The 23694-nt window shown below is 73.0% G+C and carries 20 protein-coding genes and 1 riboswitch; of the genes, 9 read left to right on the forward strand and 11 right to left on the reverse strand.

From position 1 onward, the window contains the following. Positions 1 to 87: 87 nt before the first annotated feature. From OO48_RS01595 to def, 8 genes are all read left to right on the forward strand, one after another. The gene (locus OO48_RS01595) at positions 88 to 825 is read left to right on the forward strand and encodes an SOS response-associated peptidase (protein ID WP_033212021.1); all 738 of its coding nucleotides are present in this window, start codon (positions 88 to 90) and stop codon (positions 823 to 825) included. A gap of 36 nt (positions 826 to 861) precedes the next feature. Continuing rightward, positions 862 to 1497, forward strand: coding sequence for an alpha/beta hydrolase family protein (locus tag OO48_RS01600; RefSeq protein WP_033212022.1), 636 nt, complete (start codon positions 862 to 864; stop codon positions 1495 to 1497). A gap of 254 nt (positions 1498 to 1751) precedes the next feature. Beyond that, positions 1752 to 2498, forward strand: a complete 747-nt coding sequence (locus OO48_RS40540; RefSeq protein WP_033212168.1) for a sigma-70 family RNA polymerase sigma factor — start codon at positions 1752 to 1754, stop codon at positions 2496 to 2498. After that, the gene (gene rsrA / locus OO48_RS01610; RefSeq protein ID WP_033212024.1) at positions 2495 to 2860 is read left to right on the forward strand and encodes a mycothiol system anti-sigma-R factor; all 366 of its coding nucleotides are present in this window, start codon (positions 2495 to 2497) and stop codon (positions 2858 to 2860) included. The genes OO48_RS40540 and rsrA overlap by 4 nt, the downstream gene beginning before the upstream one ends. A 225-nt stretch (positions 2861 to 3085) precedes the next feature. Further along, the gene (locus OO48_RS01615) at positions 3086 to 4444 is read left to right on the forward strand and encodes an HD-GYP domain-containing protein (RefSeq protein WP_245194487.1); all 1359 of its coding nucleotides are present in this window, start codon (positions 3086 to 3088) and stop codon (positions 4442 to 4444) included. Further along, a complete protein-coding gene (locus tag OO48_RS01620) occupies positions 4441 to 5778 on the forward strand; it encodes an HD-GYP domain-containing protein (RefSeq protein WP_051731607.1) in 1338 nt (445 codons plus the stop codon). The genes OO48_RS01615 and OO48_RS01620 overlap by 4 nt, the downstream gene beginning before the upstream one ends. 107 nt (positions 5779 to 5885) lie before the next feature. Next, complete coding sequence (locus OO48_RS01625; RefSeq protein WP_033212026.1) at positions 5886 to 6869, forward strand: tetratricopeptide repeat protein; 984 nt, start codon at positions 5886 to 5888, stop codon at positions 6867 to 6869. Between the two features lie 71 nt (positions 6870 to 6940). Then, positions 6941 to 7591: a peptide deformylase gene (gene def / locus OO48_RS01630; RefSeq protein ID WP_033212027.1), complete on the forward strand. Its 651-nt coding sequence runs from the start codon at positions 6941 to 6943 to the stop codon at positions 7589 to 7591. Positions 7592 to 7659: 68 nt separating this feature from the next. Here the strand turns inward: def and OO48_RS01635 are convergent, their stop codons facing one another. The 3 genes from OO48_RS01635 to OO48_RS01645 all read right to left on the reverse strand — a co-directional run bounded on the left by OO48_RS01635 (position 7660) and on the right by OO48_RS01645 (position 12161). After that, on the reverse strand, positions 7660 to 8679 hold the full coding sequence (locus OO48_RS01635) for a ribonucleotide-diphosphate reductase subunit beta (protein WP_033212028.1): 1020 nt from the start codon (positions 8677 to 8679) through the stop codon (positions 7660 to 7662). Then, positions 8679 to 11093, reverse strand: a complete 2415-nt coding sequence (locus OO48_RS01640) for a ribonucleoside-diphosphate reductase subunit alpha (RefSeq protein ID WP_033212030.1) — start codon at positions 11091 to 11093, stop codon at positions 8679 to 8681. The genes OO48_RS01635 and OO48_RS01640 overlap by 1 nt, the downstream gene beginning before the upstream one ends. Before the next feature lie 175 nt (positions 11094 to 11268). Beyond that, positions 11269 to 11395, reverse strand: a riboswitch (cobalamin riboswitch). Positions 11396 to 11654: 259 nt separating this feature from the next. After that, a complete protein-coding gene (locus tag OO48_RS01645; protein WP_033212031.1) occupies positions 11655 to 12161 on the reverse strand; it encodes a GNAT family N-acetyltransferase in 507 nt (168 codons plus the stop codon). A gap of 275 nt (positions 12162 to 12436) precedes the next feature. Here OO48_RS01645 and OO48_RS01650 point away from each other — a divergent pair, with 275 nt between their 5' ends. Next, positions 12437 to 13444, forward strand: coding sequence for a GlxA family transcriptional regulator (locus tag OO48_RS01650; protein WP_051731625.1), 1008 nt, complete (start codon positions 12437 to 12439; stop codon positions 13442 to 13444). 35 nt (positions 13445 to 13479) lie between these two features. Here OO48_RS01650 and OO48_RS01655 read toward each other — a convergent pair whose 3' ends face one another. From OO48_RS01655 to OO48_RS01690, 8 genes are all read right to left on the reverse strand, one after another. Beyond that, positions 13480 to 14238, reverse strand: coding sequence for a histidine phosphatase family protein (locus OO48_RS01655; protein WP_051731608.1), 759 nt, complete (start codon positions 14236 to 14238; stop codon positions 13480 to 13482). Positions 14239 to 14402: 164 nt separating this feature from the next. Then, positions 14403 to 15998, reverse strand: a complete 1596-nt coding sequence (gene mctP, locus OO48_RS01660; protein WP_033212176.1) for a monocarboxylate uptake permease MctP — start codon at positions 15996 to 15998, stop codon at positions 14403 to 14405. 20 nt (positions 15999 to 16018) lie between these two features. Further along, on the reverse strand, positions 16019 to 16330 hold the full coding sequence (locus tag OO48_RS01665; protein ID WP_051731609.1) for a DUF3311 domain-containing protein: 312 nt from the start codon (positions 16328 to 16330) through the stop codon (positions 16019 to 16021). 173 nt (positions 16331 to 16503) lie between these two features. Beyond that, positions 16504 to 17289, reverse strand: coding sequence for a GntR family transcriptional regulator (locus OO48_RS01670; protein ID WP_033212033.1), 786 nt, complete (start codon positions 17287 to 17289; stop codon positions 16504 to 16506). A 183-nt stretch (positions 17290 to 17472) separates the two neighbouring features. Continuing rightward, positions 17473 to 19047 (reverse strand): glycoside hydrolase family 3 protein, encoded by a 1575-nt coding sequence (locus OO48_RS01675; RefSeq protein ID WP_033212035.1) that lies wholly within the window; start codon positions 19045 to 19047, stop codon positions 17473 to 17475. A gap of 63 nt (positions 19048 to 19110) precedes the next feature. After that, a complete protein-coding gene (locus OO48_RS01680) occupies positions 19111 to 20031 on the reverse strand; it encodes a carbohydrate ABC transporter permease (RefSeq protein ID WP_033212037.1) in 921 nt (306 codons plus the stop codon). Next, entirely contained in the window at positions 20028 to 21017 is a 990-nt protein-coding gene (locus OO48_RS01685; RefSeq protein WP_033212039.1) for a carbohydrate ABC transporter permease, read from the reverse strand. Before OO48_RS01685 ends, OO48_RS01680 begins: the two co-directional genes overlap by 4 nt. A gap of 156 nt (positions 21018 to 21173) precedes the next feature. Beyond that, positions 21174 to 22469 carry an extracellular solute-binding protein gene (locus OO48_RS01690; RefSeq protein ID WP_245194488.1) on the reverse strand — a complete coding sequence of 432 codons (1296 nt, stop codon included), beginning with the start codon at positions 22467 to 22469 and terminating at the stop codon, positions 21174 to 21176. Positions 22470 to 23694 lie beyond the last annotated feature (1225 nt).

Below are 23694 nucleotides of genomic sequence, written 5' to 3' on the forward strand. Positions count from 1 at the left end.
AGCCTCCCACGGGAGGACGGGCCGCCGGAAGCCGTCGGTTCTGCGGACCGCCCGCCCGGCCCGCACCGCTCTGGCAAGCTGGGAGCCATGTGCGGACGCTTCGCCTCCTCCACCGACCCCGCCGAGCTGGTCCGCCTGTTCGGCGTCCGGCAGTGGGACCCGACCGAGACGATCGCCCCCAGCTGGAACGTCGCCCCCACCGCCAGGACCTACGCGGTCCTCGACCGGGTCCCGCGCGGACAGCGCCGCCCCGTGCGCCAACTGCACGTCCTGCGCTGGGGCCTGGTGCCCGGCTGGGCGAGCAGCCCCGACACCGCGGTCAAGATGATCAACGCCCGGGCGGAGACCGTCCACGAGAAGCCCGCCTACCGGCAGGCGTACGCCTCCCGGCGCTGCCTGATACCCGTCGACGGCTACTACGAGTGGCAGACCGCCCCCACCGACGACCTCTCCCGCCCGCCCCGCCGCCCCTACTTCGTGCACCGCGCCGACGGCGCCCCGCTCGCCCTGGCCGGGCTGTACGAGTTCTGGCGCGACCGCGAGCACCCCGGCGGCCACCCCGACGCCTGGCTGGTCACCTGCACCATCGTCACCACCGCCGCCGAACCGCTGCTCGCCCCCGTCCACGAGCGGATGCCGCTCTACCTCGGCCCCGACCGCTGGGACGCCTGGCTCGACCCGCACGCCGGGACCGCCGACCTCACCCCGCCCCCGCCCGGCGACCTGCGCGTCCACGCCGTCCCCGACGAGGTCGGGAAGATCCGCAACAACCACCCCGGCCTGACCAGGCCGCTCACCGAGGACGACCGCACCACGCTGTTCTGAGCCGCCCGGGCGCCGGGCCTCTATACGCTCGGCAGCATGCAGCAGACCGTCGACACCCCCGCCGGGGACGCCCGGCTCCACTGGTTCCGGGCCGCGGAGCCGCGTGCCGTCCTGCTCCTGGGCCACGGCGCGGGCGGCGGCGTCGAGGCGCGGGACCTGCGGGCGCTCGCGGCCGCGCTGCCGGCCGGCGGCGTCACCGTGGTGCTCGCCGAGCAGCCCTGGCGGGTGGCCGGCCGCCGGCTCGCCCCCGCCCCCGCCGCGCTCGACGCGTCCTGGCCCGCGCAGTTCGCCGCCGCGGCCGAGGAGGGCCTGCCGGTGTACGCGGGCGGCCGCAGCGCCGGAGCCCGGGTCGCCTGCCGCACCTCCGCCGCCCTCGGCGCGGCGGGCGTCCTCGCGCTGGCCTTCCCGCTGCACCCGCCGGGCAAGCCGGAAAGGGCCCGGACCGGCGAACTGCTGGAGACCGGCCTGCCCACGCTGGTGCTCCAGGGCGGCGCGGACACCTTCGGCACCCCGCCGGAGTTCCCCGCCCTGCCGGCCACCCACCGCCTGGTGGAGGTCCCGCACGCCTCGCACGGCTTCGCGGTCCCGAAGAGGGCCCCGCTGACCCAGGAAGCCGCCCTGGACCTGATCGCCGGAACGGTCGCCGACTGGATCCCGCGACCCGGAGGGTGAGCTGCGCCTCAGGGCGCGGCGCGGGGAATGCCGGGGCGGCGGACGGGGTTGCACGAGGCGTCAGGACATGCCCCGGTGGAAAGGCAGCGCCCATGGGTTCGATCGCGTGCCGCGAGCGGCCGGAAGAGCGGGCAGCGCAGTCCGCGCTCCTGCCGGACTGGTCGGAGTGGGTTGTCGCGGGCGAGAAGCCGGTCAGCCCGATATCCTCGCTTGCGGGTCGGCCCGAGGTGGGCCGTGTGCGGGTTTCCGAGGAGGTGGGTCCGGTCGTCGGGACCGATGACGCGGCCGTGTCGGGCGCTGCTGGCGCCGACCAGGGCCGTCCGGAGGGTGAACAGCTCACCGGCGACGAACTGGCCGAGGCGATCGGCGAGGACACCTTCCGGGTGTCCGAGAACGAGAGCGAAGGAGCCAGGCGCGAGCGCTTCGAGCGCGACGCGCTCGGCTACCTGGACCCGATGTACTCGGCGGCGTTGCGGATGACCCGCAACCCGGCCGACGCGGAGGACCTGCTCCAGGAGGCGTTCGCCAAGGCGTACGCGTCGTTCCACCAGTTCCGCGAGGGCACCAACCTCAAGGCCTGGCTGTACCGCATCCTCACCAACACGTTCATCAACTCGTACCGCAAGAAGCAGCGCGAACCCCAGCGCACCGCGGCCGAGGAGATCGAGGACTGGCAGCTGGCGCGCGCCGAGTCGCACATGTCGACCGGCCTGCGGTCGGCCGAGGCGCAGGCGCTCGACCACCTGCCGGACAGCGACGTGAAGGACGCGCTGCAGGCGATCCCGGAGGAATTCCGGATCGCGGTGTACCTCGCGGACGTCGAGGGCTTTGCGTACAAGGAGATCGCGGACATCATGGGTACACCCATCGGTACGGTGATGTCCCGACTGCACCGTGGTCGCCGTCAGTTGCGCGGCATGCTGGAGGACTACGCCCGCGAGCGGGGGCTGGTCCCGGCCGGTACCGGTGCAGGGCAGGAAGCGAAGGGCGCGGGCTCATGAGCTGCGGCGATCCGCACGAGACCGAGTGCGGAGAGGTGCTCGACCACCTCTACGAATTCCTCGACAACGAGATGCCCGAAGGCGACTGCGCCAAGCTGCGGGTGCACTTCGACGAGTGCTCGCCGTGCTTGGAGAAGTACGGCCTGGAGCAGGCGATCAAGGCGCTGATCAAGCGTTCCTGCGGGTGCGACGACACCCCGACCGACCTGCGGGCCAAGGTGCTGGCCCGGATCGACTCGATCCGCACCCAGCGCTCCGGCGAGGAGGTGGACACCTCGGTGATCGAGGTGTCCTCGGTGAGCGTGGAAGTGTCGGTCGAGGGAACGGCCGGGCACGGCTCGGCGGTCGCGACCGCCGAGTAGCGCTCACTCGATCGGGTGAGCTGTCGCTGCTCCGGCTGCGGCAACGCGCGATCGTGCGCCGTGTCCGTCCGGGCGGGCCCTATCCTCTGACGAGTCCTCACGTCGGAGGGCCCGGTACGGGCGGGGGAGGCCGAGATCGCCAGTTCCAGCGGACGCGAGCACCGCGCCGCCCTGCCGGGGCGGGCCGCGGGCTACCTGGCCGCCGTCCTGGCGGCCGCGTCCGCGGTGCTGCTGCCGCTGGCCGTCGCCGGGCCGGAGCTGGACTGGCCCAGGATCGGGCTGCTGGCCCTGCTGCACATGTGCCTGGAGTCGCTGGCCCGGGGCGCCCGCACCCCGTGCGCGCGGGTCTGGCGCCGGCTGCGCGGCCGCCCCGCCGAGGAGGCCCCCGCCGACCCGCGCGGCAGCGGGTTCTTCCCGGTGCTGTTCGCGGGCGTGCTGATGCTGCCGCCCGCCGCCGCCGCCCTGGTCGCCCTGCCGGGCGCGCTGCTCGGGCCCGCCGTGCCCCCGCGCGGGCTGCGCCGGGCGTGGAACGGCGCCCAGTTGGCGCTGGCCGCGGCGGCCGCCGCCGAGGTGTTCCGGCTGCTCGGCGGGGTGCGACTGCTGCTCGGCACCCGCTTCCCCGGGGCCGCGCTCGGCGCGCTGGCCGCGATCCTGACGTTCTGCCTGGTCAACGGCGTGCTGGTGGCCGGCATGGTCCGGCTGACCTGCGCCCGCTCCGGCCCCGGCGCGCTGCGCGCCCTGCGCCGGGCCGCGCCCGCGGCGCTGCTGCACGGCGCCGGGGGCCTGATGATCGCGGTGCTGTGGCAGGGCCCGTACGGGGCGTTCGCCGCGGTGCTCGGGCTGCTGCCGCTGACCATCACCGCCTGGCTGTCCGCGCAGGGCCACCGCGAGCGGGTCGCGCACCGGGCCACCGTGCAGGCGCTGGTGCAGGCCGTGGAGATCAAGGACGCGTACACCCGCGGCCACAGCGAACGCGTCGGCCGGGCCTCGGTGCTGATCGCCCGCCAGCTCGGGCTGGCCGAGGACCGGGTGCGCACCCTGCACTTCGCCGGGACGCTGCACGACGTCGGCAAGCTCGCCGTGGCCACCGAACTGCTCCGCCGCAACGGGCCGCTGACCGACGCCGAGCGGCGCGCGGTGGAAGTGCACCCGGTGTTCGGGCACGAGCTGGTGCGGCAGCTGGACTTCCTCGGCGAGGGCCGCGAGGGCATCCTGCACCACCACGAGCGGATGGACGGCCGCGGCTACCCGTACGGGCTGGCGGGGGAGCGGATCCCCGAGTTCGCCCGGATCATCTCGGTCGCCGACGCCTTCGACTCGATGACCTCCACCCGCTCCTACCGGCGCGGCCGACCCGTCCCCGAGGCGGTCGCCGAACTGGAGCGCTGCGCGGGCAGCCAGTTCGACCCGGTGATGGTCACGGCGCTGGTCGCGGCCGTCGCCGAGCACGGCTGGCAGCCCGAACCGCCGCCGCCCGGCGGCTGGGACGGCGAGGTGCCGGACATCCCGCTGGGCGTGCCCGAGCCGGCCCGGCTGCCGCAGCAGTCCGGCAGCACCGGCCTGCCGACCGGGGGAGCGGCGTGAACACCCGCCGCCGCCCCGTCCCGGCCGACCTGCTGCTGGTCGCGGCCGTCGCGCTCGGCGCCGCCGCCGTCCTGCACGCCCTGACCGACGGCGTCACCCAGGGCAACGTGGCGCTGGCCTTCGCCGGGCTGGTCGCGCTCGGCCAGTGCGCCGGGCCCGCGCTGCCCGGCGACCGCGAGCCCGCCCCCGTCGCCACCGCCGTCGCGCTCGCGTACGCCCTGCTCGGGCCGCTGCACGGGCTGCCCACCGCGCACGGGGTGCTGCAGGTCGCCGTCGTCACCACGGCCGGCACCTTGACGGGCCTGGGCGTCCGGTTCGCCGGGCAGCGCCTGCTGGCCGCCGCCCGGCACCGGCCGCCCGCCCCGCTCTCCGGCCTGGACGCCGCCGCCCGCCGGCTGGTCACCGTCTCGTTCGCCGCGCTGCTGTTCCAGCCGCTGTACGGCTCCGGCACCACCGACCGGATGTCCGGGCCCGCGTACGGGGCGCTGCTGGCGGGCGTGGCCGCGCTGGCCGCGCTGGGCGACGCGGTGCTGGCCGCCGCCCAGCAGGGCGCCCGCACCGGCCTGCGGTACGCCGCCGCGCTGGACGACCAGCTGCACGCGCTGCTCGGCATCGGCTCCGCGCAGGTCGCCACCGGGCTGCTGCTCAGCCTGCTCGCCGGGGAGGCCGGGCTGTGGGCGCTGCCGGTGTTCTGCCTGCCGCTGCTGCTCGCCCAGGCCTCGTTCCGGCGGGCCGCCGCGGTCCGGGCCACCACCGGGCAGACCATCGAGACGCTGGCCCGGGCCACCGAGATCGCCGGGTACACCACCCCGGGGCACGCCCGCCGGGTCGCCGACACGGCGTGCGCGCTGGGGCGTGAACTCGGGCTCGGCAGCCGGGAGCTGGCGCTGCTGGAGTACGCCGCGCTGATGCACGACATCGGGCAGCTGTCGCTGGTCGAGCCCGTCCCGGGCGGGGCCACGGCGCTGCTGCCGGACGGCGAGCAGCAGCGGATCGCCCGGCTCGGCAGCGAGGTGATCCAGCGCACCGGGGTGCCCCGGCAGGTGTGGCAGCAGGTCGCCCGGCTGGCCGACCCGTGCCGCCTCGCCGACGGCCGGCACGACCCCACCCTGCCGCTGGCCTCCCGGATCATCCGGGTCGCCAACGCCCACGACGACCTGCGCACCGCCGCCGCCGACCGGCCGCGCGCGGGCCTGCTCGACCCGCTGGAGCACCTGCGCCTCGACGCCGGGCGCGGTTACGACCCGGTGGTGCTGGACGCGCTGGCCCGGCTGGGCCGCCGCGGCCACCGCGCCGCCCGGGGCCCGGACGGGCGCTGCCGCCCGGCGGCCTGAATGGCCGCGCGGGGCGCGCGGCCGGGGGCGGGCGTGGTTGGATGCGGTCGTGGCGGGAAGACCCGGAGGCGGGGCGACCCGGTGACGACCGACGGCAAGGGACCAACGTGAGGATCTTCCACCGCGCACGGCACCGTCCGTCGGCGACCTGGCGGCAGACCACCGACCGTGCGTTCACCCTGATCGGCGACGGCCGCTACGAGGACGCCGGGGCCCTGCTGGTGATGGCCGCGGACCTGGAGCCGTGGCTGTCCGACTCCTGGTTCAACCTGGCCCTGCTGCACAAGTTCCGCCGGGACTGGGAGCAGGCCCGCTCGGCCGGCCTGCGCGCCGTCGCCCTGCTCGACCGCCAGCACGGCGCCCCGGACTGGTGGAACCTCGGCATCACCGCCACCGCCCTGCAGGACTGGCCGCTGGCCCGCCGCGCCTGGCAGGCGTACGGGCTGCGGCTGCCCGGCGGGCCCGGCCTGGACGGGCCGATCGAACTGGACCTGGGCACCACCCCGGTGCGGCTGTCCCCGGACGGCGAGTCCGAGGTGGTGTGGGGCCGCCGGCTCGACCCGGCCCGGATCGAGGTGCTGTCCATCCCGCTGCCGTCCTCCGGCCGCCGCTGGGGCGAGGTGGTGCTGCACGACGGCGCCCCGCACGGCGAGCGGGTCGCCGACGGCGTCGCCTACCCGGTCTTCGACGAGATCGAGCTGTGGGCGCCGTCCCCCGTGCCGACCTGGGTGGTGCTGCTGCAGGCCGCCACCGCCGCCGACCGGGACGCGCTGGAACGCACCGTCGCCGACGCCGGGTACGCCGCCGAGGACTGGACGTCCTCGGTGCGGCTGCTGTGCCGCACCTGCTCGGAGTCCCGGATGGCCATCGACGACGGCCGCACCGCCCACCACGACCCGCACGACGACGGCGACCCGCTGCACCCCGGCCACCTCAGCCACCTCAGCCAGGGCTCGGCCGGCGGCCCCTGGCAGGTCGAGCGCGAGTGCGGGATCGCCGCGCCCGCCGGCCTGGTCCGCGCCCTGCTGGAGCGCTGGGCCGCGGCCTCCCCGGCCACCCGCGCCTACCGGGACCTCGAAGAGGTCTGCTGACCCCGGCCGGACCGCGCCCCGTACCCTGGACCGGTACACCAGGCGGATGCGGACGAAAGCGGAACCGAGCGATGGCCGAGCAGCACGACCACGAGCACGACCACGACCACGCGCATGACCACGACCACGCGCACGAGGACAACCGGGCCCAGCGGGTGGTCGGCGAGGAGCCGGACCTGAGCCGCGGCACCGCCCGTCCGATCACCGTGGTCGGCAACCCGGTGCTGCACCGCGAGGTGAAGACCGTCACCGCCTTCGACGCCGAGCTGTCCGCGCTGATCGACGACATGTTCCAGTCGATGTACGCGGCGGAGGGCGTCGGCCTGGCCGCCAACCAGATCGGCGTCGACCTGAAGGTGTTCGTCTACGACTGCCCCGACGACGAGGGCGTCCGGCACGTCGGCCACGTGGTCAACCCGGTGCTGGAGGAGCTGCCGGCCGGCCGGCGCGTCCTGGACGACAGCCAGGAGGGCTGCCTCTCCGTCCCCACCGCCTACCAGGAGCTGGCCCGGCCCGACTACGCGGCCGTCACCGGCCAGGACAAGGACGGCAACCCGATCCGGGTCGAGGGCACCGGCTTCTTCGCCCGCTGCCTCCAGCACGAGACCGACCACCTGTACGGGTACCTGTACATCGACCGGCTCTCCAAGCGGGACCGCAAGGACGCGCTGCGGCAGATGGCCGACGGCACCCCCAAGTACGCCACCGTCCCGAACGACTGACCGGACGGCGGAGGGCCGCACCCCGCGGGGTGCGGCCCTCCGTGCTGCGCCGCGGCGTGCGGGCCGGCCTAGAAGTCGTCGTCGAAGGAGACGGAGCCCTCGACGGCGACCTGGTAGGCGGAGACCCGGCGCTCGAAGAAGTTGGTCAGCTCCTGGACGTTCTGCAGCTCCATGAAGCCGAACGGGTTGGTGGAGCCGTAGCGGACCGGGAGGCCGAGGCGGGCCAGGCGCTGGTCGGCGACGGCCTGCAGGTACTCGCGCATGGACTCGGTGTTCATGCCGGGCAGGCCCTCGCCGCACAGGTCGCGGGCGAACTGGAGCTCGGCCTCGACGGCCTCCTCCAGCATCTCGGTGACCTGCCGGGCCATCTTGTCGTCGAAGAGGTCGGGCTCCTCCTCGCGGACGGTGTCGACCACCGAGAACGCGAAGTCCATGTGCATCGACTCGTCGCGGAAGACCCAGTTGGTGCCGGTCGCCAGGCCGTGCAGCAGGCCGCGGCTGCGGAACCAGTACACGTAGGCGAACGCGCCGTAGAAGAACAGGCCCTCGACGCAGGCCGCGAAGCAGATCAGGTTGAGCAGGAAGGCCCGGCGGTCCTCCTTGCTCCGCAGCGAGTCGAGGTGGTCGACCGCGTTCATGTACGTGAAGCAGAACTGGGCCTTCTGCGCGATGGAGGGGATGTTCTCCACCGCCGCGAAGGCGGCGTTGCGGTCCTCCGGGTCGGGCAGGTAGGTGTCCAGCAGCGTCAGGTAGAACTGGACGTGCACGGCCTCCTCGAACAGCTGCCGCGACAGGTAGAGGCGGGCCTCGGGGGAGTTGATGTGCTTGTAGAGGCTCAGCACCACGTTGTTCGCGACGATCGAGTCACCGGTGGCGAAGAACGCGACCAGCCGGCCGATCATGTGCCGCTCGCCCTCGGAGAGCTTGGCGAGGTCGGCGACGTCGGAGTGCAGGTCCACCTCCTCCACGGTCCAGGTGTTCTTGATCGCGTCCCGGTACCGGTCGTAGAACGACGGGTAGCGCATCGGGCGCAGCGTCAGCTCGAAACCCGGGTCGAGCAGCATCTTCTTCTGGTCTTCGGTGCTCATTACTGGCAGGCCTCGCAGGACTCGGGGTTCTCCAGCGAGCAGGCGATGGCGTCCTGCTCGGCCTGGGAGAGGGAGGGGGTCTGCACCGGGACGGGGGCGGCGGTGCGGGCGGCGCCGGACGCGGCCTGGGCGATCCGGGTGGCCGGGCGGGAGCGCAGGTAGTAGGTGGTCTTCAGACCGACCTTCCAGGCGTAGGAGTACATCGAGGAGAGCTTGCCGATGGTCGGCGCGGCCATGAACAGGTTCAGCGACTGGCTCTGGTCGATGTACGGCTGCCGGGCGGCGGCCAGGTCGATCAGCGCGCGCTGCGGCAGCTCCCACGCGGTGCGGTACAGCGAACGGACGTCCTGCGGCAGCCAGTTGAACTCCTGGATGGAGCCGTTGGCGTCGCGCAGCGCGTCCCGGGTCTGCTGGTCCCAGACGCCCAGCTCCTTGAGCTCGCGCACCAGGTACGGGTTGACCTGGAGGAACTCGCCGGAGAGGGTCTCGCGCTTGAACAGGTTGGAGACCTGCGGCTCGATGCACTCGTAGACGCCGGCGATGGACGCGATGGTCGCGGTCGGGGCGATCGCCAGCAGCAGCGAGTTGCGCAGGCCGACCTCGGCGATCCGGGCGCGCAGCGCGTCCCAGCGCTCGGTCCACTGCGGGTTGGCGCTGCCGAAGTGGTCGACGTGCAGCTGGCCGCGGGCGGCGCGGGTCTCGCCGTACGCCTCGTGCCGCCCGAACCGCTCGGCCAGGTCGGCGGAGCGCTCGTACGCGGTGAGCATGACGCGCTCGGCGATCAGGGTGGAGAGGGTCTTCGCCTCGGCGGAGTCGAAGTCGATCCGCAGCTGGAAGAAGACGTCCTGCAGGCCCATCACGCCCAGGCCGACCGGGCGCCAGCGGGAGTTGGACGTCCCGGCCTCGGTGGTCGGGTAGAAGTTGATGTCGATCACGCGGTCGAGGAAGGTCACCGCGGTGCGGACGGTGGCGTCCAGGCGGTCCCAGTCCATCGCGTTCACCAGGTCGGCGGCGGTGGCGCCGGGGGCGACGTGCGCGCCCAGGTTGACCGAGCCGAGGTTGCAGACCGCGGTCTCGGAGTCGTCGGTGACCTCCAGGATCTCGGTGCACAGGTTGGAGGAGTGCACCGTGCGGCCCGGCAGCGCGGTCTGGTTGGCGGCCCGGTTGGAGGCGTCCTTGAAGGTCATCCAGCCGTTGCCGGTCTGCGCCAGGGTGCGCATCATCCGGGCGTACAGCGTCTGCGCGGGGATGGTGCGCACCGCCTTGCCCGCCAACTCGGCCTTCACGTACGCCTCGTCGAACTCGGCGCCCCACAGGTCGACCAGCTCCGGCACGTCCGCCGGGGAGAACAGCGACCAGTCGGCGTTGGCGTTCACCCGGCGCATGAACTCGTCCGGGATCCAGTGGGCCAGGTTCAGGTTGTGGGTGCGCCGGGCCTCCTCGCCGGTGTTGTCGCGGAGCTCCAGGAACTCCTCGATGTCGGCGTGCCAGGTCTCCAGGTACACGCAGGCCGCGCCCTTGCGCCGACCGCCCTGGTTGACCGCCGCCACGGAGGAGTCCAGGGTGCGCAGGAACGGCACGATGCCGTTCGACTTGCCGTTGGTGCCGCGGATCAGCGAACCGCGCGAGCGGATCCGCGAGTAGGACAGGCCGATGCCGCCGGCGTGCTTGGACAGCCGGGCGATCTGGGCGTACCGGTTGTAGATCGAGTCCAGGTTGTCCAGCGGCGAGTCCAGCAGGTAGCAGGAGGACATCTGCGGGTGCCGGGTACCGGAGTTGAACAGCGTCGGCGAGCTGGTCAGGTACTCCAGCCGGCTCATCAGGGTGTACAGCTCGGCGACCTCGCGCACCGACTCCTCGGTCGTGCCGACCGCCAGGCCCGCCGCCACCCGGAGCAGGAAGTGCTGCGGGGTCTCGACCACCTTGCGGGTGATCGGGTGGCGCAGCAGGTAGCGGGACTGCACGGTGCGCAGGCCGAAGTACTCGAAGCGGTCGTCGCCCGCCTCGTCCACCAGCGAGTCGAACAGCGCGGCGTGCTCGGCCACGAACGCGGCGGTGGCGTCGCCGATCAGGCCCTCGGCGTGGCCGACGGCCACCGAGGAGGAGAACGAGGTGACCTGCTGGGTGGCGGCCTCGTCGCGGATCTCCAGCGCCAGCAGGCGGGCGGCCAGCTTCGAGTACTGCGGGTCCTCGGCGATCATCGACGCGGCGGCCTCCACGGCCAGCCCGCGCAGTTCGGCGAAGTCCGAACCGGCGTGGCGGCCGCGCAGCGCGGCGGCGGCGACGTGGCCGGGGTCCACCTGGGGGAGGTCGGTGCTGCGGTCGGTGAGCAGCCGGAGCAGCGCCGCACCGGGATCGGTGAAGGCGTCGGCGGATCCCTGGGACGGCAGGGTGACTGAGGCGGCGACGGTCAAGGCGCACTCTCTCCTGTGGCGGCGGCGGACGTGGCTCTCGGGTGTCCGGCACCGCACGCGGCCAGGGGAGGGCAGCACGAAGGAACGAGAACGCGTTCCGGCGCGCCGAAGACCACCCCCGGTCCGCCCGCGAGACCGGACGGCAAAGCTGTGCTGCACGGCGTCTGCGGGGATGCCGTGTCGCACACCGTCGGCAGGTCCTCGGACTGCGCGGGCGTCGCTGCAGCCCGCTCACCGTTGCGGGGCAGTCCCGGGTTCGCACCGGATTCCCCTGCGTCGACAGCGAGAGTGAGCATACATGTTGTGGCGGCTGGAGCTGGAAGCACCAGATGTAGTAGCGCGTGTCGCGTCGGTGGCGCCGCGCGTAGACAACGGAAACGGGACGGACGGCCCCTGAGGGACCGTCGGCACCGCGCCCGGTGTCGGGGACGGCCCCGCCGGAGGGGAGGGGCCGAGGGGGAGAACGGGGAACGGGGCGGGGATGTTTCCGATCGGCCGGAGAAGATCCGGGGAGCGCGCGGAGGGGCCCGGACGGCCGGCGCGCTGAGCGCCCGGGCCGGTTCAGAAGCGCATCGTGTAGACCAGCAGGTCCGTGCCGGGCGCCGCCGACCAGTCCCGCTCGGGGCAGCGGACGAAGCCCAGCGCCTCGTAGATCCGGTGCGCGGCGGTCATCGTCGGGCGGGTGGAGAACGCCATCCCGGCCAGCCCGAGCTCCCGGCTGCGCCCGATCGCGGCCCGCACCAGCGCCCGGCCGACGCCGCGGCCGCGGGCCGCCGCGCCGACCGCGAGCATCCGGATCTCGCCCTCGTCCGGCCCGGCGACGTCCGCCCACGCGGTGCCGCCGGGGGCGAAGGTCACGCAGCCGAGCACCGCTCCGGAGTCGTCGACGGCGACCAGGAGTTCGGCCTCCCGGTCGCGGCGGGCGGCGTCGCGCAGGAGGTCGGCGTACGGGGAGCCGGGGCGGGTGTGGCCGTCGCCGACGAAGGCTTCGACGCTGACCTCGCCGGCTCCGGCGAGGTCGCGGTCGAGGGCGCGGCGGACGGTCGGGCGGACGGTCGGGGGCTGCATCCGGACAGTGTGCCGGACGGCCGCCGCCCCGGGGCGGCCAGGTCGGGGTCGAAGGGGTAGCCGGTCGGGCGGTGCACGTCGGCGCGGCCGGTGCGGCCGTGGCGGTCCAGGTCGCGGCCGACCAGGACGCCGAGGAGTCCGAAACTGCCGAGGATGCCCAGCAGGGCGAGCGCGGTGGTCATGGCTCCACTCTCCCGCCGGGGGAGCGCCGCCACGAGTGGCAGGAACGCACCATTGCCACGAAATCCTGCCACTGTCATGCTGGCCCGATGCGGATGCTGAACAACGTCGCCGTGGTGGTGCTGGAGGAGGTCCACCCCTTCGAACTGGGCGTGGCCTGCGAGGTGTTCGGTCTGGACCGGAGCGAGTCCGGCCTGCCGGTCTACGACTTCGCGCTGGTCGGCGACCGCCCCGGGCCGATGCGCACCCACGCCGGCTTCACCATCGACGTCCCGCACGGGCCCGAGCGGATCGCCGAGGCGGACCTGGTCATCGCCACCGCCACCGGCGTCCGCGACCACTACCCCGAGGAGCTCTGCGCGGCGCTGCGGGCCGCCCACGACCGGGGCGCCCACCTGCTGTCGATCTGCTCCGGCAGCTTCCTGCTCGGCGCGGCCGGCCTGCTCGACGGCCGCCGCTGCACCACCCACTGGCGCTACGCCGCGCTGATGGCCGAACGCTTCCCGCTGACCACCGTCGAACCCGACGTGCTGTACGTGGACGACCACCCGGTGATCACCTCGGCCGGCACCGCCGCCGGCATCGACGCCTGCCTGCACCTGGTCCGCAAGGTGCAGGGCGCCGAGGTGGCCCGGGAGATCGCCCGCCGGATGGTGGTCGCCCCGCACCGGGACGGCGGCCAGGCCCAGTTCATCAACCGCCCGCTGCCCGAGGCCGACGGCGAGTCGCTGGCCGGGGTGCTGGAGTGGATGCGCCGCCACCTCGACCGGGAGACCGGCGTGGAGCAGTTGGCCCGGCTCGCCCACATGTCGCCGCGCACCTTCGCCCGCCGCTTCCGGCAGGAGACCGGCACCACCCCGCACCGCTGGCTCACCGGCCAGCGGGTGCTGCTCGCGCAGCGCCTGCTGGAGTCCACCGGGCAGAGCGTGGACGCGGTCGCCGCCCGCTGCGGCTTCGGCAACGCCGCCGCGCTGCGGCACCACTTCGGCCGCCGGCTCGGCACCACCCCGCAGGCGTACCGGCGGGCCTTCGGCGGACCGCGGCAGTCCGCCGAGCCGCAGCCCGCCGAGCCGCGGTCCGCCGAGCCGCAGCCCGCGGACTGAGCCCGGGCGGTGGAAGCGGGACGGGCCGCGCCGGGTCAGCCCGACAGGTGGTCGGTCTGGTTCCAGCCGGCCGGCCGCAGCCGCCCGTCGCGGGCCCGCCACACGCTGGTCGAGCAGTTCGCCACCGGGTCCAGCGCGAGCAGCTCCTCCTCGGGCAGCCGGTCCAGCACGTGCCGCAGCATCAGCACCGTGCAGTCGTGCGCCACCACCAGCACCGGCCGGCCCGCCTCCTCCTCGCACAGGTCGCGCAGCAGGTCGCGCACCCGCAGCGCCACGTCCAGCCAGGACTCGCCGCCGGGCGGCCGGTAGTACAGCTCGCCCATCCGCCGCCGCCGGGCGGCCTCCGCCGGGTGGTCGCGCTCGATCGCCGCCTTGGTGAGCATCTCCAGCACGCCCAGCTCGCGGTCGCGCAGCCGCTCGTCGTGGCGCACCGTCAGCCCCACCGGGACGGCGCCCAGCCCGGACGCCTGGGCCAGCGCGATCCGGGCGGTCTCCGCGGTGCGCACGTACGGGGAGCACCACACCGAGCGGGGCCGGTCGGCGGGCGGCCGGGCGGCCCACCAGCGGCCCAGGTCGCGGGCCTGGTCCTGGCCGTGCAGGGAGAGCGGGATGTCGGCGTCCCGGCAGGTGATCGGGACGGTGAGCGCCCCGCTGGCGTCCGCGTGCCGGAACTCCACGTTGGCGGTCGACTCGCCGTGCCGGGTGGCGACCAGCACCGAGGGCAGCCGCCGCTCCCCGTCCGGCTGCTCGGCCTCCGGGCGGTGCCCGTTGCGTGCCGTGGTGAGGTCGGTCATGGCGGTGGCTCCCCGTGGTCGGTGGCGCGTGCGGTGGGTCGGCTCCCCCCGGTCCCTCCGGGGGCGGGCGGCCACCGCAGATGGCCGCGCCGTCACCCCAGTGTCGATCGGGGTGACGGCGCGACCACAGGGCGCACGGCGCGGCCGTGCGCGCCCCCGGTGCGTCAGTGCGCCGCCGCGGGCTGCGGAGCCTGCTCCACGGCCTCGTCGCCGGCCTCCGCGCGGTAGTCGGCCCGCGCCGTCTCGTCGGCCCCCTCGGGGGCCTTCAGGGCCCGCAGCACCAGCGTGAGGACCACCGCCACCACCAGGTTCAGCACGAACGCGGTCAGACCGATGTAGCCGGTCCGGCCGATCCCCGGGATCTTCGTGGTGTTGCCGCCGAAGTGCGCGGTCGCCGCCGAGGAGATCCCCCACGCCATCCACGTCCCGTACACCATGCCGACCGCCCAGCCCGCCAGCAGCGCCCAGCGGTGGAACCACCGGGTGAACAGGCCCGCCACCAGCGCCACCGCGGTCTGCAGGATCCACAGGCCGCCCAGCAGCTGGAAGTTGATCGCCACCTGCTTGTCCATCAGCAGGACGAACACCAGCGCGCCGACCTTCACCAGCAGCGAGGCGATCTTCGCCACCCGGGTCTCCTCGGCCGGCGTCGCGTCCGGCTTCAGGAACTCCTTGTACACGTTGCGGGTGAACAGGTTCGCCGCCGCGATCGACATGATCGCGGCCGGCACCAGCGCCCCGATCCCGATCGCCGCGAACGCCACCCCGGTGAACCAGGACGGGAACATGTCCGCGAACAGCTGCGGCACCGCCAGCTGGCTGTTGTAGCCCTTCACGCCCTTGCCCACCCCGGCCGCGATCGCCAGGAACCCGAGCAGCGCCAGCAGCCCCAGCATCAGCGAGTAGGCCGGCATGATCGCCATGTTCCGGCGCACCGTGTTGCGCGACTTCGACGCCAGCACGCCGGTCACCGAGTGCGGGTACATGAACAGCGCCAGCGCCGACCCGAAGGCCAGCGTCGCGTACGCCCACTGCCCCGACGGGCCGACCACCAGCGACCCGCTCGGCTTCCCGTTCGCCCCCGGCTGGGAGAACTTCTGCTGCGCCGCGTCGAACACGTGCCCGTAGCCGCCCAGCCGCATCGGGATGTAGATCACCGCCACGATGATCACGACGTACACCAGCGCGTCCTTCACGAACGCGATCAGCGCCGGCGCCCGCAGCCCCGAGGAGTACGTGTACGCGGCCAGCACGCCGAACGCGATGAACAGCGGCAGGTCCTTGAGGAACCAGTTCCCGCCGCCGCCCACGCCCAGCACGTCCAGCACCGCCTGGATGCCCACCAGTTGCAGCGCGATGTACGGCATGGTCGCCAGGATGCCGGTCAGCGCCACCGCCACCGACAGCGCCCGCGACCCGTACCGGCCGCGCACGAAGTCCGCCGGCGTCACGTACCCGTGCACCCGCGACACCGACCACAGCCTGGGCAGGAACAGGAACACCAGCGGGTACGCGATGATCGTGTACGGCACCGCGAAGAAGCCCGAGGCACCCGTCGCGTACACCGCCGCCGGCACCGCGATGAACGTGTACGCCGTGTACAGGTCGCCGCCCAGCAGGAACCAGGTCACCCAGGTGCCGAAGCTCCGGCCGCCCAGCCCCCACTCGTGCAGGTGCAGCGCGTCGTCCGCCCGCCGCCAGCGGGAGGCCAGGAAGCCCATCACCGTCACGGCGGCGAAGAACAGCAGGAAGACCGTCATCGCGGTCCAGTCCACGTGCTTCACGACCGGCCCCCGTCCTTCGGCCGGCCGGGCAGCACCGGGGCGGCGGCGACGGCGGAGGCGGCCCGGCGGGCCGCCTCGTCACGCCGGATCAGCAGGTACGCCGAACCGGTGAAGAGCGCCGACAGCGGCACCCACATCAACTGGTACCAGTAGAAGAACGGCAGCCCGCCGAACTCCGGCGAGGTCTTGCTGTAGGACGGCACCCACAGCATCACCACCACCGGCACCAGCAGGCACAGCCCGGCCAGCACCCGGGCGGGGGAGACCACGGGCGGTGCGCCCGGGGCGGAGACTTGGGACGACGACACGAGCGGCTCCGGAGGATGACGGGGAGTCACCTCAGTGGCGCCGCAGCGCACGTGGGCGTGCGCCCGCCGAGCAGCACCCTCGGTGATCGGAAGGTCCCCGAGAGGGTAGGGCAGCGGGGTGACCGTTGTCACTACCTCGTCAACCTGATCGCGGGGACCACCCGGACGCGCCGCTACGCGGGACGGTTCAGCCTGGTGATGAACTTGTACCTGTCGCCGCGGTAGATCGAGCGCACCCACTCCACCGGGGCGCCGTCCGCGTCGAAGGAGTGCCGGGACAGCTGCAGCATCGGCAGGCCCAGGTCGGAGCCGAGCAGGCCGGCCTCGCGCGGGTTGGCGAGGGTGGTCTCGATGGTCTCCTCGGCCTCCGCGACCGTCACCCCGTAGACCTCGCGCAGCGCGGTGTACAGCGAGTTGTGCTTGGCCAGGTTGCGCCGCAGCGCGGGGAAGCGCTTGGCGGACAGGTGCGCCACCTCGATCGCCATCGGGTCGCCGTTGGCCAGGCGCAGCCGCTCGATCCGCAGCACCCGGCCGCCCGGCTTGATGTCCAGCAGCGGGGCGAGCCGCTCGTCGGCGGAGATGTAGGCGACCTCGACCAGCCGGGAGGTGGGCTCCAGGCCCTGGGCGCGCATGTCCTCGGTGTACGAGGTGAGCTGGAGGGCCTGGGCGACCTTCGGCTTGGCCACGAAGGTGCCCTTGCCCTGGATGCGCTCCAGCCGCCCCTCGACGACCAGTTCCTGCAGGGCCTGCCGGACGGTGGTGCGCGAGGTGTCGAACTGGGCGGCCAGCGCGCGCTCCGGCGGGACCGGCGTGCCGGCCGGCTGGGTCTCGGTCAGCTGCAGCAGGTGCCGCTTGAGGCCGTAGTACTTGGGGACCCGGGCCGTGGCGGTGGCAGGGCCGGTCTGGATCGGCACGGTGGAGCCCTCGGCGAGCGCCGCCGTGTCCCTGTCGCCACTCATGGCAGCTCTCACTCCTCGTTGGAGGCGGTCCCTTAACGGACCCCTAAGTCCTATGTAACAGCACATGTTTGCACGCGCGGGAGAACAAACGTGAGCCCCCGGCCGCATTCGGCGCGGGCCGCCGGGTACGCGACGGGCCCGGGACGGGCGCCAGGCGCCCGTCCCGGGCCCGTCCCGAGCGTCTCAGCCGGCCTGGGCGGCCGTCACCGCGAGCCCCGCGAGGGCTTCCGCCGCGGCGATCGCGCAGACCCGGGAGCCGCCGTAGGTGGCCAGCGTGGTCACCCCGCGCGGGGCGAACAGCTCGGCCACGCCGTGGGCGGTGCCGATCTCCACCACCACCGCGTCCGGCCGGTGCTCGACCAGGGCCAGCGCGGCCCGGCGCATCCAGGCGTGCCGGTGGACGTCGCGCACCACCAGCACCAGCGGGCGGCCGACGGCCGCGCCCGCCAGCGGGGCGGTGTCGATCTCGACGTCGTCGGCGGCGACCTCGACGTGCAGCAGGCCGGAGCCCTCGGTCACGGTCGCGGGCGGGGCGACCCGGGTGGAGGTGGTGCCGGGCACCAGCTCGGCCAGCGGACCGGCCACCCCCCAGGGGGTCTCGTCGCCGACCGCGATGTTCGCGGCCGGGGAGAACTCGACCACGTGCGGGACGCCGCCCAGCGGGCGGAGCTCGCCGGTGACCCGCAGCGCCCGGCGGGCGGCGGTCAGGCCGACGCCGACCTCGGCCTGCTGGCCGACCAGCGCGGCTCGCACCCCGGCCGACCAGCGGGCGACGGCCCGGTTGCGCTCGGCGGCCTCGTGCAGGCGCTCGACGGACAGCCGGCCCTCGCGGACCGCCCAGACCAGGGCGTCGCGCAGGTAGACGAAGGCGTCCTCGTCCTGCAGGCCGCCGCCGACGCAGATGGTGTCGGCGCCGGCCGCGACGGCCCGCACCGAGCCGGCCGCGACGCCGTGGGTGCCGGAGATGGCGCCCATCTCGATGCCGTCGGTGACGATCAGCCCGTCGAAGCCGAGCTCCTCGCGGAGCAGGCCGGTCAGGATGCGCTGCGACATGGTCGCGGGCAGCTGGGCGTCGTAGGCGTCGAACAGGATGTGCGCGGTCATGATGCTCTTCACGCCGGCCGCGATGGCGGCGCGGAAGGGCAGCAGGTGCTCGGCGAACTGGTCGAGCGCGAGGTCGATCCGGGGCAGGCCCAGGTGCGAGTCGCCGGCCGTGTCGCCGTGGCCGGGGAAGTGCTTGGCGCAGGCCGCGACGCCGGCGGACTGCAGGCCGCGGACGTACGCGGCGGTGTGGCGGGCGGCGAGGTCGCCGTAGCCGCCGAAGGACCGGACGCCGATCACCGGGTTGTCCGGGTTGGAGTTGACGTCCGCGTCGGGCGCGTAGTTGAGGTTCACGCCGACGCCGGCCAGGTCGAACCCGATGGAGCGGGCGACCCGCTCGGTGAGGTCGGTGTCGTCGACCTCACCGAGCGCCAGGTTGCCCGGGTAGGAGGAACCGCTGACCACCTCGAGGCGGGTGACGTCGCCGCCCTCCTCGTCGGTGGCGACCAGCAGGTCCCCGTTGAGCGCGTACAGCTCCGAGGTGAGCGCGGCGACCTGCTGCGGGGTGCGGATGTTGCGGCCGAACAGGGCGACGCCGCCGAGTTCGCCGTCGCCCAGTCTGCGGCGCAGCCACTCGGGCGCGGTCAGACCGGCGAAGCCGGGCTGCAGGACCGCTCCGGCGTCGCGGAGGAGATCGGCGCTTTCCGTACCGGGCATCGCCTTGGTTCCTTCCCTGGAGGTGAGAGGTGTTTCGGGTGCGGTGATGGTGGGGAAGGGGGCTCAGCCCTTGACCGCACCGGCGGTGAGACCCGCCGACACCTTCTTCTGGAAGAACACGAACAGGATGATCACGGGCAGCGAGACCAGCAGGCCGCCGGCCATCTGCGAGCCGTAGTCCGCCGCGCGGGTCGGCGAGGACGAGTAGGCGGTCAGCCAGACCATCGAGGTCTTGGTGTGGCCGCTGTTCAGCAGCACGCTGGCGACGATGAACTCGTTCCAGGCCTGGATCCAGCTGTAGACCGCGGTGGTGACCAGGCCGGGCAGGGTCAGCGGCAGGATGACGCGGAAGAACGCGCCCCACTGGGTGCAGCCGTCGACCATCGCGGCCTCGTCCAGCTCCGGCGGGATGTTCACGATGAACGAGCGCAGCGTCCAGATCACGTACGGGACGGTGAAGACCAGGTAGGCGAGGATGACGCCGAACAGGTTGCCGGTCATGTTGGCGTTGTTCATCACCACGAACAGCGGGATGAGGATCGCGATCAGCGGCACCATCTGGACCACCAGCATGGTGACGATGAAGAAGCTGCGGCCGCGGAAGTTGAACCGGGCCACGGCGACGGCGGCCAGGAAGCCGACCGCGACGCCGAGCACCACCGCGCCCACGGTCAGGAACAGCGTGCTGCGCAGGGCCGGGAGGAAGTCGGCGTCGTCGAAGATCGTCCGGTAGCTGTCCAGCGAGAACGTGGACGGCCAGAACGTCGGGTCCTGGGCGATCAGGTCCTTGTTGGTCTTGAAGGTGGTGATGATCATCCAGTAGATCGGAAAGGCCATGATCAGCGCGGCGAACAGCGCGACGGCGTTCCAGACCCAGGTCATGGCGCTGCTGCGGCCGACCTCGGTCTCCTTGGACTTCTTCGCCTTCTTGACCGGAGCCGGCACCGGCTGGGTCTGCGGAGCGGTGGAAAGGACGTCGCTCATCGCTCGTTGGCTCCGATCTTGAGCATCTGGCGGATGTAGTACACGAGCACCGCCAGCATCATGAGGATCATCACGATGGAGATGACCGAGGCGTTGCTGTACTGCGAGGAGCCGACCCCGTGCATGTACAGGTAGGTGCCGATGGTCTGGTAGCCGCTCTCGGGGGAGGCGTTGCGCAGCGAGTAGATCTGCGCGAACACCTGGAAGTCCCAGATGAAGCTCAGCGCGGTGCTGATCATCAGGAAGGGCCGGATGACCGGGAGGGTCACGTGGCGGAAGGCCTGGAGGTTGTTGGCGCCGTCCAGCTTGGCGGCCTCCATCAGCTCCTTGGGCACCTGGGTGAGCGCCGCGTACAGGCCCAGCACCAGGAAGGGCAGGGCGCCCCAGATGACGACGGCGGCGCCGACCACGTACAGGCCGACGGTCGAGTCGGCGAACCAGTCGTAGTGCTTCCAGGTCTCGTCGCCGGTGAGCAGGTAGGCGATGTAGTCGACCACGCCGCTGTTGGAGGAGAACATCCAGCGGAAGACCTGGCCGTTGACCAGCGCCGGGATCGCCCAGACGAACATCATCACGGTGAAGAACGTGATCCGGACCCAGGCGGAGACCCGGTTGAGCAGCAGCGCGAGCAGCATGCCCAGCACCATGGAGAGGATGACCAGCTCCGCGGTGAAGTAGACCGAGCGCAGGATCACGTCCCAGAAGGCGCCGTCGCCCAGCACCTTGCTGTACCCGTCGAAGCCGATGTAGCTGGCCCGCTCCGGGTGCGCCAGGTAGGCGAACTTGTTGACGTTCTGGAACGACAGGTCGATCAGTTTGTAGATCGGGTACACCAGGACGCCCGCGAGCACGACGACGGCGGGCAGCAGGAGGGTGTAGGGAATGTACTGGCCGCCCGCGAAGACGCCGCGCCGCTGCGGCTTCTTCACCGGGGCGGGCCCCTGGCTTTCGGACCGTGTCACGGTCTCGTTGGTGGTCACGCTCATCAGGGTCCTTCCCGGGCCCGCGGATCTGATCGGTCCTGGCGCACGGGTGGGCAGCCCGCGTGATCGCGGACTGCCCACCCCCTAACCTGCGCTCAGTGCGTGGTCGCTCCGGGGAGTTCCGGACCCCCCGGCCCGACCTTGCGGTTCAGTTGGCTGTCAGCCGTTCAGGGCACCGACGACCTTGTCCTCGGCCTTCTTGAGCTCGGCGGCCGGGTCGCCACCGGCGGCGATCGCGCTGAGGGCGTTCTTCAGCTCGGTCTCGTTGGTGCCGGACCACAGCGGGGAGTTCGGGATGAACCAGGTCTTGCCCTGCGCGGCGTTGCCGGCGGCCTCGTTCGCCGGGTCGGCGGCCTTGAAGGCGTCGACCAGGTTCTTGGCGTTCGGGATCGCGTGCTTGGCGAGCGCGGTCTGCTGCGCGGTGTTGGTGAAGATCTGCAGGAAGGTCGCGCCCAGGCCCGCGTTCTTCGCCTTCTCCGGGACGGCCAGGTCCGAGCCGCCGAGGAACGCCGGGGTCGGGTCGCCGGCCGCCGCGCCCGGGAGGGCGATGGTGGCGAGCTTGTCCTTGAGGTCCGGGTTGCCGTTCTTCGGGTCGATGACCGAGCCGACCTCCCAGCCGTTGCCGACGATGGCGGCGATGTTGCCCTGCGCCATGCGGGCGTCCTGGTCGGTCTCGTCGACGGTGGTGCCGCCGACCGAGTACGCCTTCTGCAGCTCGTTCCAGGTGTTGATGCCCTCGACGAACTTCGGGTCGGTCAGGGTGCTGGCCCACTTGCCGCCGGAGCTCTTGCCGATGACGCTGTCCACGCCGTAGGAGCCGGCGCCGAAGGAGACGGCGGTGTACCAGTTCTTGCCCGGCAGGTACAGGGCGGAGAAGTTGGCGGTGCCGGCGTTGGCGGCCTTGACCTTGTCCAGAGCGGCCTTCAGCTCGGCCAGGGTGGTGGGCGGCGCGGTGACGCCGGCCTTCTCGAACAGGTCCTTGCGGTAGATCATGACGCGGGCGCCGGCGTAGTACGGGACGGCGTAGGTCTTGGCGCCGTCGCCCGACTTGCCGGAGGCGGCCAGCGAGTCCAGCCACTTGTCCGAGTTGTCGAACTTGCTCTTGACCGAGGTGAGGTCGACGAAGGACTCGGCGTCGATGTACTTGGCGGCCTGGGTGTTGCCGATCTCGATCGCGTCGGGCGCGTTGTCCGAGAGGAGGGCGGTGTCGACCTTGGTGGTGTAGTTGGACCAGGTCTGCCACTGGATGTCGACGTCGGCGCCGGTCTCGTTCTTGAACTGCGTCTTGGCAGCCTCGACGACCTCCGGCCACTGCTTCTGGGCGTCGTCCATCAGCCAGACGGTGATCTTCTTGCCCTTGCCGTCCTTGCTGAGGATGTCGCTCGACTTGGCGCCGTCGGACGAAGAAGACGAGGAGCAAGCCGAGGCGACGAGCACGGTGGCGATAGCGGCCACGGCTGCGATCTTGCGGTTCAAACCATCCTCCAGAGGGATGAGCAAGGTAGGGCACCGGGCTGCTGGGCCGACTGGCCTGGAGCTGCGTCGTGCCTTAGGGGGAACGTCACCGGGTGACACGGATACGAACTGCCGGGGCCGGCGGGCCGATCCGTGAGGTGGAGTAGACCATTGGTTTAGACCAACGCCTGGAGGTTGGCATGGACCAATGACGAGCGTCAAGGGTTCAAAGAGCGGTTGCACAAGCCGTTATCAACGCTTGACTCGGCCGTGTTGGACTGGACCAAGTCCGGGAGGAAATGGGACCTATCGGGGCAACGGAATGTCCGGAGCGCCACTGGACCACTCCCGGAACGGAGGGCGGGCGCCCCGCGCGCGGCACATTCGCGCGGTCATGTCAACCCCCGGTCCGGGGCCGGGCGGTGGCGAGGGGCGCACCCCCGGCCCGCCGGACGCGGCGCGTCCGCCCCGCGCGCCCCGGCGCCCGCCCCCGCGGGCGCGGGCGCGGGGCGGCCCGGTCCGATCCGAAAGCGGCGGGGTTTTCCGGCTTAATGCCGCGGCCCAATACCGGAGCCGCTCTCCCCGGTTTTCCGGTCGGCCCGGCAATGCCGGGGCCGGAATCGCGGCCGGCACTTCCGTGGATTTCCCCGCCCGCCGACGGCGGGCGCCGCCGCGCGGCCCGTGGGCGCCCGGTGTTTCGCCCCGCCGCGGCCCCGGCCGGCGGTCGTCCGGCCGTCCGGGGGCGGCCGTGCCGGGGGCCGGGTCGGGATCGCGCCGAGGCCGCGTCCGGGTGCGCCGCCGCAGCTTCCGGCGCCGCGCGGGCGGGCGGCCCCCGGCGGCACCGATCCCGCTCCCGGGGTGAGTCGTGCGTATCCGACGGACGCCGCTCCGCCCCGCCCCGCCCCGGCGGCCGGACCGGGGCGGGGCCGCCCCGCGCCGGGCGGGCGTTTTCCGGCCGCCGCGCCCGATAAACCGGGCACCGGCGATTTCGGCAATTGCGCTCGACGCGCCCGGTTCACCGAGGGTCACCTTAAGTGAGCCTAAAGTCATGCGCGGGCCGTGGCTCCGCCGGACCTTGACGTGGCCGGGCCAAGGAACACAACGGATTGACAACGAGCAGGGTGCGAAACCGCACCCGCGTTGACGCCTCAAAATGGTCTAGGCCAGGATCCGGAAATCTGGTCTGTACCACCGCGCAGACCTCCCCGCCCCTATCCGGAGGATT

This window comes from Kitasatospora phosalacinea (genome assembly GCF_000716545.1).
GTDB lineage: Bacteria > Actinomycetota > Actinomycetes > Streptomycetales > Streptomycetaceae > Kitasatospora > Kitasatospora phosalacinea.

What these genes read in the sequence shown, in the direction of transcription:
- OO48_RS01600 (WP_033212022.1), top strand. Translation starts at nt 862, where the DNA reads ATGCAGCAGACCGTCGACACCCCCGCCGGGGACGCCCGGCTCCACTGG.
- OO48_RS01685 (WP_033212039.1), bottom strand. Translation starts at nt 21,017, where the DNA reads ATGAGCGTGACCACCAACGAGACCGTGACACGGTCCGAAAGCCAGGGG.
- def (WP_033212027.1), top strand. Translation starts at nt 6,941, where the DNA reads ATGGCCGAGCAGCACGACCACGAGCACGACCACGACCACGCGCATGAC.
- rsrA (WP_033212024.1), top strand. Translation starts at nt 2,495, where the DNA reads ATGAGCTGCGGCGATCCGCACGAGACCGAGTGCGGAGAGGTGCTCGAC.
- OO48_RS01595 (WP_033212021.1), top strand. Translation starts at nt 88, where the DNA reads ATGTGCGGACGCTTCGCCTCCTCCACCGACCCCGCCGAGCTGGTCCGC.
- OO48_RS01645 (WP_033212031.1), bottom strand. Translation starts at nt 12,161, where the DNA reads ATGCAGCCCCCGACCGTCCGCCCGACCGTCCGCCGCGCCCTCGACCGC.
- OO48_RS01655 (WP_051731608.1), bottom strand. Translation starts at nt 14,238, where the DNA reads ATGACCGACCTCACCACGGCACGCAACGGGCACCGCCCGGAGGCCGAG.
- OO48_RS01680 (WP_033212037.1), bottom strand. Translation starts at nt 20,031, where the DNA reads ATGAGCGACGTCCTTTCCACCGCTCCGCAGACCCAGCCGGTGCCGGCT.
- mctP (WP_033212176.1), bottom strand. Translation starts at nt 15,998, where the DNA reads ATGACGGTCTTCCTGCTGTTCTTCGCCGCCGTGACGGTGATGGGCTTC.
- OO48_RS01675 (WP_033212035.1), bottom strand. Translation starts at nt 19,047, where the DNA reads ATGCCCGGTACGGAAAGCGCCGATCTCCTCCGCGACGCCGGAGCGGTC.
- OO48_RS01650 (WP_051731625.1), top strand. Translation starts at nt 12,437, where the DNA reads ATGCTGAACAACGTCGCCGTGGTGGTGCTGGAGGAGGTCCACCCCTTC.
- OO48_RS01670 (WP_033212033.1), bottom strand. Translation starts at nt 17,289, where the DNA reads ATGAGTGGCGACAGGGACACGGCGGCGCTCGCCGAGGGCTCCACCGTG.
- OO48_RS01635 (WP_033212028.1), bottom strand. Translation starts at nt 8,679, where the DNA reads ATGAGCACCGAAGACCAGAAGAAGATGCTGCTCGACCCGGGTTTCGAG.